Consider the following 15,644-nt stretch of genomic DNA (forward strand, 5'->3'; position numbering starts at 1 on the left):
GAAAAATGGTTAGTTTGCCACTTTATTACTTTGAAACTTTCTCAAAACAGAATAAATCCTTAAATTCGCCCAAATAATTAAACAAGAGAAACACACAAAATAAAATGAATTTTTACGAATTCATTTTACCAATAAAAAACAAATAAAAAACTTTGAAATGACACGAGGCCTTGCCGACTGCATTTTGTACAAATAACAAATAAACAAGCACAAAATGAAATACGATATTATAGTTTTAGGAAGTGGTCCAGGTGGTTATGTTACAGCTATTAGAGCATCACAATTAGGCTTTAAAGTAGCCGTAATAGAAAAAGAAAACTTAGGCGGTGTATGCTTGAACTGGGGTTGTATCCCAACAAAAGCGTTACTAAAATCAGCTCAGGTTTTTGATTATCTAAAACACGCTTCTGATTATGGATTGACTGTTTCATCATTCGATAAAGACTTCCCTGCTGTTGTACAACGCAGCCGTTCAGTAGCTGACGGAATGAGCAAAGGTGTTCAATTCTTAATGAAAAAAAATAAAATTGATGTAATTGATGGTTTTGGAAAATTAAAACCAGGAAAGAAAATTGATGTTACGGACAAAGACAATAAAGTTACGGAATACAGTGCGGATCATATTATTATCGCTACTGGAGCACGTTCTCGTGAGTTGCCAAACTTGCCTCAAGATGGTGTAAAAGTTATTGGCTACAGACAAGCAATGACATTACCAACACAACCAAAATCAATGATTATCGTGGGTTCTGGAGCGATTGGAGTTGAATTTGCACATTTCTACAACTCAATGGGAACTGATGTTACCATTGTAGAATTTATGCCAAATGTAGTTCCTGTTGAAGACGAAGACATTTCGAAACAAATGGAGCGTTCTTTGAAAAAAGCTGGTATCAAAATCATGACAAATTCTTCAGTAGAAAGAATTGATACTACTGGAGCAGGTGTTAAAGCATTTGTAAAAACGGCAAAAGGAGAAGAAGTGTTAGAAGCGGAAATTTTACTTTCGGCTGTTGGAATCAAAACCAACATTGAAAACATCGGATTAGAAGAAGTAGGAATTGCTACTGACAAAGATAAAATTTTAGTAAACGCTTACAACCAAACGAACATTCCAGGTTATTACGCTATTGGTGATATAACGCCAGGACAAGCATTAGCGCACGTAGCTTCTGCGGAAGGAATTAACTGTGTGGAGAAAATTGCAGGATTGCATGTAGAACCTATCGATTACGGAAACGTTCCGGGTTGTACGTATGCAACTCCAGAAATTGCTTCGGTAGGTTTGACTGAAAAACAAGCTAAAGAAAAAGGATACGAATTGAAAATTGGAAAATTCCCGTTCTCAGCGTCAGGAAAAGCGAAAGCTGCCGGAACTCCGGATGGTTTTGTAAAAGTAATTTTTGATGCTAAATACGGAGAATGGTTAGGATGTCATATGATTGGTGCCGGAGTTACAGATATGATTGCTGAGGCAGTTGTAGCGCGTAAACTGGAAACTACAGGACATGAAATCCTAAAATCAATTCACCCGCACCCAACCATGAGTGAAGCCGTTATGGAAGCCGTGGCGGATGCGTATGGTGAGGTGATCCATTTGTAGATCTCAGAATTTAGAATAAAGATTTCTGATTAAATATTAATCCGATTTGTGAAAGCAAATCGGATTTTTTTATGGAAACATTTCCAACACAAAGCATCCATTTTGTGGGAATTTAACATATTAACATTTATTTACAAAGCAGGGTTATGAACCTATTCAATTCTGCTTTATATTTGTATTTCGAGCCATTTTTCTCGTTTAATTCTGATTTTATTCCATTATAAATGAATACTGAAACCAACCGTTTTTCGAATACACTACACGAAAACCAAAATAAAAATTGGGTAAGAGCCATCGATTCTTCTAAAATTATCAATTGGATTGATGATTTATTCAAAATATTATTTCCCGAAAAAGCTTTGGAAACCATTCAAATCGAATTGCTTTTGGACCAAAATAAAGCCAACTTTATTGCCATTCTTTCGGAGATTGTAAAAGACAAATCAGCCAATGAAATCTTAGATGATGCTGAATCATTTTACACCGCGCTTCCGGAATTGTATAATTCGATGCAAAAAGATGCTCAGGCTATTCTGGATACAGATCCTGCCGCTGATTGCATTCAGGAAATTATCAATTCCTATCCCGGTTTTTTTGCCATAGAAGTCTATCGCATTGCTAATGCTATTGCCTCCCGAACAACGTGTTTGTTGCCGCGAATTCTTACCGAATATGCCCACAGCAAAACCGGAATCGACATTCACCCCAGTGCCTCCATTGACGTTCCTTTTATGATTGATCATGGAACCGGAATAGTCATTGGCGAGACCACAACCATAGGAAAACATGTGAGTATATATCAAGGAGTCACTTTGGGAGCCTTGCAAGTTGAGAAAAGCATGCAGGAAAAAAAACGCCACCCTACCGTAGAAGATCACGTGATTATTTATGCTAATGCCACTATTTTGGGCGGAAGTACCATTATAGGAAATCACAGTATTGTAGGCGGAAACACGTTTATCACTAAGAGTGTGAATCCATACTCATTTGTGATGCAATCCAATAAAAATACGGTTTTAAACCAGCAGGAAACAAAAGATATTAATTTTTTCTCCATATAAATAATGACAAAATACAACAATATACTCGAAACAATAGGCAACACGCCACACGTAAAAATTAATCGGTTATTTGGTGCCAACCACAATGTTTGGATCAAACTGGAACGTGCGAATCCCGGAGCCAGTATCAAGGACAGAATCGCTCTTGCCATGATTGAAGACGCCGAAGCAAAAGGATTATTGAAAGCTGGAGGCACTATTATTGAAGCCACTTCCGGGAATACAGGAATTGGACTTGCAATGGTTGCAGCCGTAAAAGGCTATAAATTAATACTGGTAATGCCAGAATCGATGTCGATAGAAAGACGCCGACTCATGAGCCTTTATGGTGCTGAATTTGTCTTGACGCCTCGCGAAAAAGGAATGAAAGGCGCGCTAGAAAAAGCACAGAAATTAGTTACCGAAATGCCAAATGCCTGGTCACCGCTTCAGTTTGAAAATCCTGCCAATATCGAAATTCATAAAACAACCACCGCAAAGGAAATCATAAATGCATTCCCTGATGGGCTGGACTATTTAATTACCGGCGTAGGAACCGGTGGTCACATCACCGGTTGTGCCGAGATATTGAAACAACATTTCCCTAACCTAAAAGTGTATGCTGTAGAACCCGAAGCTTCACCTGTTATCAGTGGTGGTACACCGGCTCCCCACCCTATTCAAGGAATTGGAGCTGGATTCATCCCTACTAATTTGCACACGGATCTACTGGACGGAACCATCCAAGTAAGCAAAGACGAAGCATTTGCATACGCCCAAAGAGCCGCCAAAGAAGAAGGTATGTTCATAGGAATATCCTCCGGTGCATCACTCGCTGCAGTAGCCAAAAAACTTTCCGAAATCCCTGAAAATGCTAAAGTCCTGACTTTTTGTTACGACACGGGTGAACATTATTTAAGCATCGAAGGCTTATTTGTTTAAACAGAAATCCTTTTAAATACAAACCGATTTGTGAAAACAAGTCGGTTTTTTTATGGCGTTTATTTTTTTGGCGTGTCCTTGTTGCAGTGCTATTGTATAAATTACTTTGTTTAGTCCTGCAACAAGGTCAGGCTGTGCGCTACAAACGAAGTTCACTGAACTCCGCTAAAAATTAAAAAAATTGTGAAGTAATCTTTTATTGCGCTACACTTCATAAAAGGATTTTCACTACCTTCCTTCACGCAAAACGTGCAAGCTAAAACCTTTAGCATTTATACGAACCATCTCACAATTAAAATTAATAAGAAACATTTGCAACTATTGAAGATGATGCGCTTGAAGAATGTGAGACTTCAAGATAGAAAAAATCACAGGAGAATGGAAATTAGTGGGGCAATTGATACATGTTTACAGATTAGAATAGTGTATGATTGACCTAATGCACTAATTGATAATTTCGAAAAAAACTCTTTAGAATTTCATTCAGCGTAAGCTTTAAACGTGTTATAATTTTAAAAATAGCCCGACTCGTGTGTGCAGAAAACATTGATTTACTTGTAAAAAAGTAAAGTTTTTTAACGATAAATATATAAAACTATAATTCATCTTTTAACAAATAAAGCTTTTTAAAGTACTACTTTTTAATTAAAAGGCGTTTCACTCTAACGGACAATTCATTTGGAGTGAAAGGTTTTGTCATGAAATCATCTGCGCCAAGTTCAAAAGCTTCCAATACTGTTTTCTCTAATCCAACAGCCGAAAGTATAATAATTGGTATATTTAGTTGCAGTTCGATTTTCACTTTTCTTACGATATCCAATCCCGATATAAAGGGCATCATTATATCAGAAATTATTAAATCTGGATTTTCTGAAACTATTTTGTCTAAAGCAACTTGACCGTTTATACATAGAATCACGTGATATCCTTCTTTAACCAATCTGAATTCCATGGTTTTCAGCATCATCTCGTCATCCTCAGCAATTAATATCTTCTTCATAAAAGTGGTTTCATACGTTTAAAATTTAAAAAAAATTGGATTAGCAATTTCTGATCGCAAAAAAATAAGAATCAAGATATAATTTAATATTCTTCCACAAACTCAAGCTCGGTGATAGCTAACTGGCAAACTTTATTTAAATAAACAACTTCGTCTCTTCTTTTCTGGCTCAAGGGATTTGTCTCAATTTCATTTTCAATAATTTTTATACTTTCTGAAGCCTTGCTAATACCCAATAAACTTATGGACGATTTTAGCTTATGAATTTCTTCTCTCAACGTTTTTATATCATCATCTTTATTTGATTTCAAAATAATTTCTATAGATTCCGGTGTGTTTTCTAAAAAAATAGCAACCATATTTTTAATAAAACTCTGATCTCCTTCCGCAAAATCTTTTAAATATTTAAAATTAAATAGTGTCTCTCCTGTCGCCACTTCATTTGGTGTTTTAGAAGATGCTGTATAAAATCCTTTATTTAAATTTAAATTATTATATAATTTCTCCAATAACACGTTGAAATCATAGGGCTTAGACAAATAGTCGTTCATTCCATTTTGCAAACATCTTTTCTCTTCTCCCAATGTAGCATGCGCCGTCAAAGCGATAATAGGAACATTAGATTTATACCCCATTTGAGTCCGAATATAATGTGTGAGCTCTATCCCATCCATTTCCGGCATTTGAATGTCCATCAAAATAATATCATAATCGGTATTCGTGATCTTTTCAATCGCTATTTTTCCGTTATTGGCAATATCAATTTGTTTGTCCCATTTTCCAAAAACTTTCATCGCAAGAAGCTGATTCAATTCATTATCTTCCACTAAAAGTATTTTTAACGCCTTCAAGAAATCAGGATTGATTACCGTATTTTTTAATTTAGTGAGATTGCTTGTTGCTGTTTGTGCCTTTTTATACTGCAATGAAAAAGAAAACTCACTTCCTTCTGCAACAACACTTTCTGCATTAATTTTTCCACCTTGCAACTCAACCAGTTTTCTCGTTATGGTTAGACCAAGTCCAGTTCCACCATATTTTCGGGTAGTTTCGTTTGAGGCCTGATTGAAACTTTCAAATATCGAATCTATTTTATCTTTTGCAATACCGATTCCGGTATCGATTACTGAAAATTTAATAAAAGAATCGGTTTCGGTTTCGCGCATTTCAGTAACGACTACTTCCACATATCCTTTTTCGGTGAATTTTAAAGCATTCCCAACCAAATTCACTAAAATTTGAGATAGCTTTGTAGGATCTCCAATTAAATTATCATTTATATCCGGATCAATATCGTATAATAATTTTATTTTTTTCTCTTTTGCATTAGGAGACAGCAATTCAATCACATAATTCACTGTTTTTGACAAAGAAAAATTTACAGCTTCAAAAGTCATTTTATTTGCTTCAATTTTCGAGAAGTCAAGAATATCATTAATAATATACATCAAATTATGGCTAGCTTTTTTTATTGCTTCCACGCTTTGTTTTTGGTCATTATCTAGATTTGTACTTTCAAGAATTTTTGCAAATCCAATGATTCCATTCATAGGAGTCCGAATTTCATGGCTCATATTAGTAAGAAACTGCTCTTTTACAACAACTGCTTTTTCTGCTAATTCTTTTGCTTTTATTAATTCTGCTTCTGTACGTTTTTGTTCACTGATATCTTGAATGGTTCCCAAAATTTTATACGGTGTATCATTTTCGTCATTCACACACTTGATGAATTCATTGATATATTTTACCGTTCCTTTTTTACTTGTGATGCTATGATGAAACTGTACTTCTGCATTTGTGTTAATAACATGGTTCAGATTGTTTTCAAAAAGAGCTAAATCTTCAGCATCAGTAAAACAAGATTTAAAAAAATTAACTGAAGCAATTTCTTCGTTTTCCATTTCGAAAATAGTAAAGAATTCATCAGAAAAATAGGCCTCATTAGTGCTTAAATTAATTTCCCAGCTTCCTATTTTGGCTAATTTTTGCGCTTCCAGAAGTCGGTTAGCATTTACCTTCAACGCTAATTCAGTATCTTTTCGGAGTTTTATACTTTCATGTAATTTGATTGCATTTCTAATACTTTGGGAAACACCATCAGGAGTCAATAGGGTTTTTGGGATATAATCCGAAGCACCGCTTAGTATGGCCTGACTGGCAATTTTTTCGTCACCTTGTGAGGTTACAAAAATTATAGGTGTTTCAATTCCTGCAGTTCTTACTTTTTTCAAAAAAGAAATTCCATCCGTATCCGGCATCAAATAATCTAAAAAGATTAAGTCATAATACATTGATTCAATCTTTTCCATGCCTTCTTTTGCAGAAAACACACTGTCTACCTCAGCAATCATTCCAGATTGAGATATCGAACGGCTGATTGTAATAGAGTCGATTTTATCATCATCGATTATTAAAATTTTTAAAATAAGGGCCATAATGTGCTGTTATTTTTGACTTGAAAATTCGATGATATTCCAATAATCATTCAATACCGAAAGAGAATAATTCAATTTATCGCTTTCAAATGACAATGGAATGTAACCGGCAATATTCAGGTTCAAAGCTGCTGCTTTATTAATATCTTCATCCGAGTCTGTAATTACAAAGATTAAAATCGATTTCAGATCCGGATGATTTCGTATTGCATTCAATAAATTTATTCCTTTTTTCTTTGTTCTGTTCACATCAATAAGTACGATTTTAGGAACAGGATTTATTTTATGAGATCCATCTAACATTAACCATGCCTCATTTTCGTTTTCTGCTGAAAATAAAGTATGCTTACAATCAATTTCTAAAAAAGACTTTTTGATATTTTCAATTGTGGTCTTTCTATTATCTACCAGCAAGATGTTTGCGTTTCCCATAACCTAAATAATTTAAATAAATTACATTTCACATAATTGCCAGAAATTTTTGAGCGTTGCGACTGAAGTCAAGAATTTTTCGAAAGAAAGCGGTTTAAGAATATATCCGGCGACATTCAAATTATAAGCATTAATCTTGTCACTGTCCTCGTTTGAAGTGGTCATTACAAAAACCGATATATTTTTAAGTTTCTCGTTTTGCCTCATAATTTTCAGAAACTCGATTCCATTCATTTTTGGCATATTAATATCCAAAATAATGATTTTAGGCAAAGGAATTATCTTATCGTCGAGCATTTCAAGGGCTTCCACTCCATTTCCTGCAACAAAAAGCGGATTCATAATATTGTTTTTAGAGAATGCTCTTTTTACATTCATCACGTCTACTTCATCGTCTTCGACTAATAAAATATTTACCAATTTTTGGTTCATAATATTAATTTTTTAATTTTATTGTTTTGGGCCAATTTATTGTAAAAACTGAACCGCTGCTTAATCCCGGTGCATATTCTAATTTCCCCGCCACTAATTTCATGATTTTACAACTGATGGCTAATCCGGCTCCAGTTGTATCCACTTTATCTTTAGAATTAACGGTATAAAAAATAGAGAAAATTTTATGAATTGCCTCTTCCGGTATTCCCGGTCCGTTATCGCAGATTTTTATTTCATAATCATTCTCATTTTCGCTTACGTCAACAAATACTTTCCTGTTCTCTTCATGATTAAACCGTACGGCATTATCAAGCACACTCATTATTACTTTTTGCATTTTCAATCCTAAAGTAATACAATTCTCCTTACGCAAATCAGCCTTAAAATGAAAATCTACATTTGCTGTATTGTCAAATAAAGCAATACAACTGGAAATCATTTTAGGAATATTCACTTCATAAAATTCTAATTCTGTTCGTTCAACCCGCGAAAGTTCAAGTAAGGCATTCATCATGTTCTCAAGACGGTTTACCCTATTTTTCAACAGTCCTAAGTTAGTTAAAACATCTTGATTTACATCACTTCCCAAATCTTCTTCAATCCAGGTAGTTATATTTGATATCGCTCTCATTGGCGACTTTATATCGTGTGAAACAATATAAATAAACTCTTCAAATTCTTTTTTAAGTGTTACCAATTCTTCTTGGCACTTTTTTTCAGATTCCTCCATTTTAATCTATTTAGGCACGGTGAAAATGAAACTACACCCTTTATTTTGTTCAGATTCAATATGAATAGTTCCTCCTATTTCTTCAATAATTTTTTTGACAATAGATAATCCAATTCCGGTACTCTCTTTTACATCGCGCGCTTCAATGGTTTGAAAAACTTTAAATACTTTTTCATGGTACTCTTCCTCAATCCCTGGACCGTTGTCTTTTATACTAAATTGGTGAAAACCGGGTACCGATTTATAACGACATCCTATCTTCCCCAAAGGTTTATCATTGTATTTTACTGCATTACTAATCAAATTACTAAAAACCTGTTGCAATAGTATTCCTTGAGATACAATAACCGGAAGGTTTTCGTCAATAGTAACTTCAAACCCTTCCACTGGAACAATCGAATCTACGATTTGACTTAGCATTAGTTTCAAATCAATAGTTTCTTTCTCAATTTCAACCCGTCCAATACGCGAATAATCTAAAACTCCATTGATTAAATTTTCCATTCGCATCACACGACCGCGCAATAAATCAAAGTTAGCGCTTACATCTTCTGGCATATCTGGCATATCTTCAACAATCCATTCCGAAAGATTATTGATTGCCCTGAGCGGAGCCTTCAAATCATGTGACACTACGTATGCAAACTGATCGAGTTCTTTATTTGTTTTCCCAAGATTTAATAATGCTACTTTTAAGTTTTCTTCGGCACTTTTCTGATCGGTAATGTCCGCACTTATAGCAATATATTGATACGGCTTTCCTTTTTCATCTAAGAATGGCACAATGGTTGTTTTTTCCCAATAATATGTTCCGTCCTTAGCTAAATTTCTAATTTCTCCTTTCCATATATTTCCGTTGATAATTGTTTCATATATCGTACTGGTAAAATCCGGTGAAAGGTTACCTGAAATTATTCTTTGGTCTTTTCCTACCAATTCCTCTTTTGTATACTTAGAAATAGTACAAAAATTATCATTTACAAATGAAAATACCCCGTTTTTATTTGTAATAGACACAATTGAAGATTCATCTAATGCGGATCTGATGTCATTGATTTCTTTTGCTTTTTCAGCAATTTTTTGCTCTGCAAGTGTTTTTTCAGTAACATCCATTATAGAACCCTGCAAACCAATCATCTTCCCTTTTTCATTTTTAATGGGCTTCCCAATTTCTAAAATATACTTTAATCTATTACCTGGTAAAACTATTCGATAACTAATTTTAAAATCTTCATCGATATCTAATTTATCAAGGTTTAAATTATCTAATATCTTTAAATCATCGGGAAATATCCTTTCTCTATAGGCAGCAAATAACTTATCTGAACTTAACTCTTCCAGTTCAAAAATATTATAATGTGCTTTTGACCATACCAAATCATTTGTAGCTAAATCAAATTTCCAACTACCAATTTTTGCGATACTTTGAGATTCATCTAATAATTTATTGCTATTTATCAAACTTTGTTCCACCAATGTTTTTTCAGTAATATCCTGAATACTCCCTTGAGCACCAATCACTTCTCCCGCTTCATTTTTGATAACCTCACCTAAAGTCAAAATATATTTTACTCGTTTATCAGGAAATTCAATACGGTTCAAAAACTCAAAATCCTGACCTGTAGCAACGCTTTTTTCAATTTCTTTATCTAATAGTACCAAGTCTTGTGGTGAAAGCATATTTCTGTACACTTCGTATAGGACATTTGGAGGTAATTCATCAATCTCAAAAATTTTATAATGTCCTTTTGACCAAACTAAATCTTTTGTAATTAAATCAAATTTCCAACTTCCTGTTTTAGCAATACTTTGCGATTCGTCTAATAATTTATTACTGTTTATTAAATTTAACTCTGCTTCTTTTTCGTTTGTTATGTCTTTTGCTATTCCAAGATAACCTGTAATTTCATCTAAGCTATTTTTTATAGCAGTTACTGATAATTGTATGGGTAATGTGCTGCCGTCTTTTCGTACATAGGTCCACTCATGAGAATCAGCTATTCCTAATTTTCGTGCCTTAACAACAAAAACATCAAATCCAGGCACTACTATTTCCCCAAGTTCAACTGTGAGATCTTCTGATCTTTTAATTACTTCATCTAAAACATGCAAAATAGCTGGAGAAGTTTTCTCAACTACTTCGGAGGCAGTATAACCCAGCATAATTTCAGCTCCTCTATTGAATTCTTTAATTGTTCCAACAAGATCCGTCGCAATTACTGAAAACTCTGTAGAATTTAGAATTGCCGATAATTCACTGGTTGTTTTTACCAGCGCTTCTTTCTGATCATTTTCTAAAGTCATGTCTCTGGCTATACAATACAGATTACCAGTAATAGGATCTGGAGAGGTATTCCAGCTTAATAAAACATATTTCCCATTTTTACAGAGATATCTGTTTTCAAAACTGATTGTAAGCTCACCGTTAGAAAGTTTTTCTACTTCACGGTAGGTTGATGCCAAATCATCGGGATGAACAAAATTCACAAACGGAGTTCCTTCCAGTTCTTCCTTAGAATAACCTAAAACGGACGTAAATGCGGGATTCACTTTATAAAACATCCCGTTCACATTTGCAATGCAAACCAAATCCTTTGAAAGGTCAATAAAATTCTGAAATTCTTTTTGGGTAGTATTTAAATCTGAATTCTTTTTTCGCAATTGCAATAATAAAACGGCTTGGTTTGCCAATAGTTTTAAAGCATTTTTTTGTTCTGTACTCAAGGTCCTAGGCACCGTATCAATAACGCAAAGCGATCCTAAATTAAAACCATCTGAATCTTTTAGAGGTGCTCCCGCATAGAATCTAATATCAGGATTGCCAGTTACCAGAGGATTATCAGCAAATAATTTATTCTCTAAAGCATTTGAAACTTCGTAGACTTCCTCTCCCATAATTGCATATTGGCAAAACGAAATCTCTCTAGGAGTTTCGGACGCTCCTAATCCAACACTTGATTTAAACCATTGTCTTTCTTTATCCAACAAACTGACTAAAGCTATTGGAGTTCCGCAAATATAGGAAGCCAATTGTGTTATTGCGTCATACTCTTTTTCCGGTAAAGTATCCATAATTGAATAACTTTCAAGAGCTGTTAATCGTTCCGATTCATTTGTAGGTAAAGGGATTTTTTTCATTAATTTGGGTGGGTATTTTTTTAAATTTCATTAAACAAGAATCTAAATCCGTTTAAATACCTTTTGATTAATAGCTAACAACTTTATAGCACTTCCCGCTTTAAGAAGGTGTACATACAAAAATAATTTTTTTTTTGAATAATTGGAGTCTTACTTCCATTTTAAATGACAAAAACTAAAATCAAATTTAAATTTGCGGGTTCTTGACTCTAAAATGAACATTAGATAAAAGAATAAACTTTCACGCATAAATGTCATTCTTTTTTTTTCTTCAATGTAATAACTCTTTAAAGCGAAGCCCTTAAAAAAAGCATCTTTCATTTGTACGACAATTCTATCTTTTTTTGTGCTTTTCAAAAGTTAAAAAAAATTGTTGGTTAGAAAAATTAATCTATTTTTGATTCAATATCAATTTGTTCAAAACGGATGAGCTACCTCAAAAAAGAATTATACGAACTTCTCAAAATAGACAATTCTATTTTTGATTTCATTCAGGAATCCGCATTAGATGGACTATGGTATTGGGATTTAGAAAAACCTGAAGAGGAATGGATGAATCCGAAATTTTGGACAACACTGGGCTATGATCCTCTAGAAATGCCTCATAAATCAGCATCTTGGAAGGACATTATTCATGCGGAAGATTTAAAAAAAGCAACCGAAAATTTCATCAAACATTGCGAAAATCCTAATCATTTATACGAGCAAATAGTCCGTTATAAACATAAAAAAGGCACTACGGTTTGGATAAAATGTAGTGGCAAAGCAATTCGCGATCAAGACGGGAAAGCAGTTAGAATGCTGGGTGCCCATACCGATATAACATATCTAAAAAAGCAAGAAGAATTATTATTAAATTGTAATTCAGCCGCACGTATTGGATATTGGGAGGTTGACTTGGTCGCACATACCTTACATTGGAGTCCCGTAACCAAAGAAATTCACGAAGTTAGCGCCGATTACGAACCCGATTTAGATACTGCAATAAATTTTTACAAATAAGGTGAAAGCAGAGATCAGATAATCGCCTCGGTTGGAGAAGCCATTAGTAACGGCAAACACTTTGATTATAGGTTACAAATAGTGACTGCAGAGAATAATAACCGATGGGTAAGATCAATTGGTCAAGCAGAATTTTCTGAAGGCAAATGCATCAGAGTATATGGTACAGTTCAAGACATTACTGCTGAAAAAAAAATAAAATTAGCCCTTATTCAAGAAAAAGAGAAGTTGCAAAGTGTGCTTGAAGGTACGAATGTTGGCACTTGGGATTGGAATGTACAAACAGGAGAAGCTCATTTTAATAGACGTTGGGCAGAAATCATAGGATATACACTCGAAGAACTGGAACCCATAAGCATTCAAACCTGGATAGATCTGGCTCATCCTGATGATTTGATTACTTCTGGTGAAAAGTTAAATAACTGTTTTGAAAAAAAATCAGAATTCTACAATTGTGAATGTAGAATGAAACATAAAAATGGCGAGTGGATATGGGTTTTAGACCGTGGAAAAGTTATTAGTTGGACTGAAGAAGGTTTACCATTAATGATGTACGGCACTCATTCAGACATCACTGAATACAAGAAAACCTTTGAACGAAACAAGCTTTTTATCGAACAAACCCCTACGGCAATAGCTATGTTTGATGTGGACTTATGCTACTTAGCTTCTTCGGAAAAATGGAGAGATGATTACGGACTACATGACAAAACCATAATAGGCAAATCACATTATGAAATATTCCCGGAAATTGGAGAAGAATGGAAGCAAATTCATCGTGAATGCCTAAGCGGAATAACGAAAAAAAGAGACGAAGATAAGTTTGTTCGAAGCGATGGAACAATCCAATGGTTAAAATGGGAGGTTAAACCCTGGTATACGGATAGTGGAATAGTAGGAGGATTAATAATGTACACCGATGATATTACTGCCAGAAAAAAAACCGAAGAACAACTCCGTATCAGCGAAGAAGCTTTTAGAGGAAACTTTGAAAGTGCCGCTATAGGAATGGCTTTACTCAATGAGTCTGGACAATGGCTCAAAGTAAATAAAAGTCTATGTGAGATAGTGGGATATAATGAAGAGGAATTGATGCTCCTTACTTTTCAGGATATTACCCATCCGGACGACTTAGATACGGACCTCACCTTGCTCCAGGAACTTATTGATGGAAAAAGAAGTTTCTACCATATGGAAAAAAGATACATCTGTAAAAATCGCAGTACTGTTTCTATCATTTTGGCCGCTTCACTTGTAAGAGATGAAGACAACAAACCTCTATATTTTATTTCACAGATAATAGATATAACCGCCCAAAAAAGAGCAGAAAAAGAGCTGGAACAAGCATTAGCTAAGATTCAGAGTATTTTTGATGCCAGCACTCAGGTTTCAATTATTGAGACTGATGTCAATGGAATCATTACCACTTTCAATGTTGGCGCAGAAAATCTATTGGGATACAAAAAAGAGGAAATTATTTTTTTAAAAACACCGGAAACCATTCATCTGAAAGAAGAAATTATAGCCAGAGGAATAGAGCTAAGTTCTGAAAATAAATGCAAAATAGAAGGTTTTAATGTTTTTACCCATGCAGCAGATAAAGGTGAATTTGAAACGCGCGAATGGACCTATGTAAAAAAAGATGGAAGTCAATTCCCGGTGCAACTAACCGTAACTGTTGTAAAAAACAAAGACATTATAGTAGGGTACTTAGGAATTGCGGTAGATATCAGCGTTATTAAAAAAGCTGAAAATGAGATACAATCTCTGCTCCATGTAACCAAAGACCAAAATGAGCGGTTAAAAAATTTCGCACACATTGTTTCACATAATCTTAGATCGCATTCCGGAAATATAGCCATGATGCTCGATTTGTTGTTATATGAAAACCCAACATTCTTAGAAAACGAATTTATCCAATTATTAGATACTGCTTCAAAAAATTTAAAAGAAACTATTGGACATCTCAATGAAGTAGTGTTAATGAACACTACAATAAGTGAAAACCTAATAACTATCAATCTACATAAAGCTTTAAATACGTCAATTAATAGTATTAGTGCTCTTGCGAAAATTTCAAACGTAACCATTTACAACGAAGCAGATCCAAATCTGGAAATAGTAGGTATTTCAGCTTATGTTCATAGTATTTTACTCAATTTCCTTTCGAATGCTGTGAAATATAAATCCGATAAACGGTCTGCGTTTATAAAATTATATACCGAAATAGAAAATGATTTTGTAGTTTTGAATATCGAGGATAATGGGATTGGAATCGACCTAAAAAAGAATAGTGGCAAACTCTTTGGAATGTATAAGACTTTTCATGGCAATTCAGATGCCCGTGGTATAGGACTATTTATTACTAAAAACCAAATTGAAGCCATTAGTGGAAAAATAAAAGTCACGAGTGACTTAGATAAAGGAACAACTTTTAAATTATATTTTAAACATGCCTAAAATTGACATTGCCTGTATTATTGATGACGACCCTATTTTTGTTTTTGGAACAAAAAGAATAATGGAAATTGCGAATTTTTGCGAAAGCTTCATGATTTTTCGGAATGCTAAAGAAGCTTTTGACAAACTGAAAGCAATTATTATTGCTGATGAGAAGCTTCCTGATTTAATTCTTTTGGATTTGAATATGCCAATTTGGGATGGATGGCAATTTCTAGATGAGTTTATAAAAATTCCAAATGTAAATCCAATCACGATTTATATAATGACCAGTTCTGTTGATCCAGAGGACATCGAAAAAGCCAAAACTTACGATGCCGTTAGCAATTATCTAATAAAACCTATCACCATGGCTGAGTTAAAAAAGCTTATGGAATAAGGTGTAAATTATTTCTATTCAACAAGAGCTAAAATATATAAAACTTTG

12 protein-coding genes are annotated in these 15,644 nt (G+C 34.1%); 6 read left to right on the forward strand and 6 right to left on the reverse strand.

The window, feature by feature from the left end; translation table 11 throughout:
• The first annotated feature begins 214 nt into the window (after positions 1-214).
• The 3 genes from lpdA (at position 215) to cysK (ending at position 3,585) form a co-directional block, all read left to right on the forward strand.
• Positions 215-1,603 (forward strand): dihydrolipoyl dehydrogenase, encoded by a 1,389-nt coding sequence (lpdA, locus tag ACNQF8_RS10685; protein WP_417953549.1) that lies wholly within the window; start codon positions 215-217, stop codon positions 1,601-1,603.
• Between the two features lie 224 nt (positions 1,604-1,827).
• Positions 1,828-2,664, forward strand: coding sequence for a serine O-acetyltransferase (locus ACNQF8_RS10690; RefSeq protein WP_417950003.1), 837 nt, complete (start codon positions 1,828-1,830; stop codon positions 2,662-2,664).
• A 3-nt stretch (positions 2,665-2,667) separates the two neighbouring features.
• Positions 2,668-3,585 (forward strand): cysteine synthase A, encoded by a 918-nt coding sequence (gene cysK, locus ACNQF8_RS10695; protein WP_417953548.1) that lies wholly within the window; start codon positions 2,668-2,670, stop codon positions 3,583-3,585.
• 634 nt (positions 3,586-4,219) lie between these two features.
• On the opposite strand, the gene ACNQF8_RS10700 is transcribed toward cysK, so the two are convergent.
• The 6 genes from ACNQF8_RS10700 to ACNQF8_RS10725 all read right to left on the reverse strand — a co-directional run bounded on the left by ACNQF8_RS10700 (position 4,220) and on the right by ACNQF8_RS10725 (position 11,755).
• Complete coding sequence (locus ACNQF8_RS10700; RefSeq protein ID WP_417950008.1) at positions 4,220-4,585, reverse strand: response regulator transcription factor; 366 nt, start codon at positions 4,583-4,585, stop codon at positions 4,220-4,222.
• An 83-nt stretch (positions 4,586-4,668) separates the two neighbouring features.
• Positions 4,669-7,020 carry a response regulator gene (locus ACNQF8_RS10705; protein ID WP_417950010.1) on the reverse strand — a complete coding sequence of 784 codons (2,352 nt, stop codon included), beginning with the start codon at positions 7,018-7,020 and terminating at the stop codon, positions 4,669-4,671.
• A 9-nt stretch (positions 7,021-7,029) separates the two neighbouring features.
• A complete protein-coding gene (locus ACNQF8_RS10710; RefSeq protein WP_417950012.1) occupies positions 7,030-7,452 on the reverse strand; it encodes a response regulator in 423 nt (140 codons plus the stop codon).
• 21 nt (positions 7,453-7,473) lie between these two features.
• Positions 7,474-7,884, reverse strand: coding sequence for a response regulator (locus tag ACNQF8_RS10715; RefSeq protein WP_417950014.1), 411 nt, complete (start codon positions 7,882-7,884; stop codon positions 7,474-7,476).
• Positions 7,885-7,888: 4 nt separating this feature from the next.
• The gene (locus ACNQF8_RS10720) at positions 7,889-8,617 is read right to left on the reverse strand and encodes a sensor histidine kinase (RefSeq protein ID WP_417950016.1); all 729 of its coding nucleotides are present in this window, start codon (positions 8,615-8,617) and stop codon (positions 7,889-7,891) included.
• A gap of 6 nt (positions 8,618-8,623) precedes the next feature.
• Positions 8,624-11,755 carry a PAS domain S-box protein gene (locus ACNQF8_RS10725; protein ID WP_417953547.1) on the reverse strand — a complete coding sequence of 1,044 codons (3,132 nt, stop codon included), beginning with the start codon at positions 11,753-11,755 and terminating at the stop codon, positions 8,624-8,626.
• Between the two features lie 426 nt (positions 11,756-12,181).
• On the opposite strand from ACNQF8_RS10725, the gene ACNQF8_RS10730 reads away from it, so the two are divergent.
• From ACNQF8_RS10730 to ACNQF8_RS10740, 3 genes are all read left to right on the forward strand, one after another.
• Positions 12,182-12,757, forward strand: a complete 576-nt coding sequence (locus ACNQF8_RS10730; RefSeq protein WP_417950020.1) for a PAS domain-containing protein — start codon at positions 12,182-12,184, stop codon at positions 12,755-12,757.
• Positions 12,758-12,838: 81 nt separating this feature from the next.
• A complete protein-coding gene (locus tag ACNQF8_RS10735) occupies positions 12,839-15,217 on the forward strand; it encodes a PAS domain S-box protein (protein ID WP_417953546.1) in 2,379 nt (792 codons plus the stop codon).
• Positions 15,210-15,596 (forward strand): response regulator, encoded by a 387-nt coding sequence (locus ACNQF8_RS10740; RefSeq protein ID WP_417953545.1) that lies wholly within the window; start codon positions 15,210-15,212, stop codon positions 15,594-15,596. The genes ACNQF8_RS10735 and ACNQF8_RS10740 overlap by 8 nt, the downstream gene beginning before the upstream one ends.
• Positions 15,597-15,644 lie beyond the last annotated feature (48 nt).

The sequence above is a fragment of the Flavobacterium labens genome, assembly GCF_048286755.1.
In the GTDB taxonomy this organism is placed as follows: domain Bacteria; phylum Bacteroidota; class Bacteroidia; order Flavobacteriales; family Flavobacteriaceae; genus Flavobacterium.

Coding starts and splice junctions, on each gene's coding strand:
- lpdA (WP_417953549.1), top strand. CDS start 215: ATGAAATACGATATTATAGTTTTAGGAAGTGGTCCAGGTGGTTATGTT.
- ACNQF8_RS10690 (WP_417950003.1), top strand. CDS start 1,828: ATGAATACTGAAACCAACCGTTTTTCGAATACACTACACGAAAACCAA.
- cysK (WP_417953548.1), top strand. CDS start 2,668: ATGACAAAATACAACAATATACTCGAAACAATAGGCAACACGCCACAC.
- ACNQF8_RS10700 (WP_417950008.1), bottom strand. CDS start 4,585: ATGAAGAAGATATTAATTGCTGAGGATGACGAGATGATGCTGAAAACC.
- ACNQF8_RS10705 (WP_417950010.1), bottom strand. CDS start 7,020: ATGGCCCTTATTTTAAAAATTTTAATAATCGATGATGATAAAATCGAC.
- ACNQF8_RS10710 (WP_417950012.1), bottom strand. CDS start 7,452: ATGGGAAACGCAAACATCTTGCTGGTAGATAATAGAAAGACCACAATT.
- ACNQF8_RS10715 (WP_417950014.1), bottom strand. CDS start 7,884: ATGAACCAAAAATTGGTAAATATTTTATTAGTCGAAGACGATGAAGTA.
- ACNQF8_RS10720 (WP_417950016.1), bottom strand. CDS start 8,617: ATGGAGGAATCTGAAAAAAAGTGCCAAGAAGAATTGGTAACACTTAAA.
- ACNQF8_RS10725 (WP_417953547.1), bottom strand. CDS start 11,755: ATGAAAAAAATCCCTTTACCTACAAATGAATCGGAACGATTAACAGCT.
- ACNQF8_RS10730 (WP_417950020.1), top strand. CDS start 12,182: ATGAGCTACCTCAAAAAAGAATTATACGAACTTCTCAAAATAGACAAT.
- ACNQF8_RS10740 (WP_417953545.1), top strand. CDS start 15,210: ATGCCTAAAATTGACATTGCCTGTATTATTGATGACGACCCTATTTTT.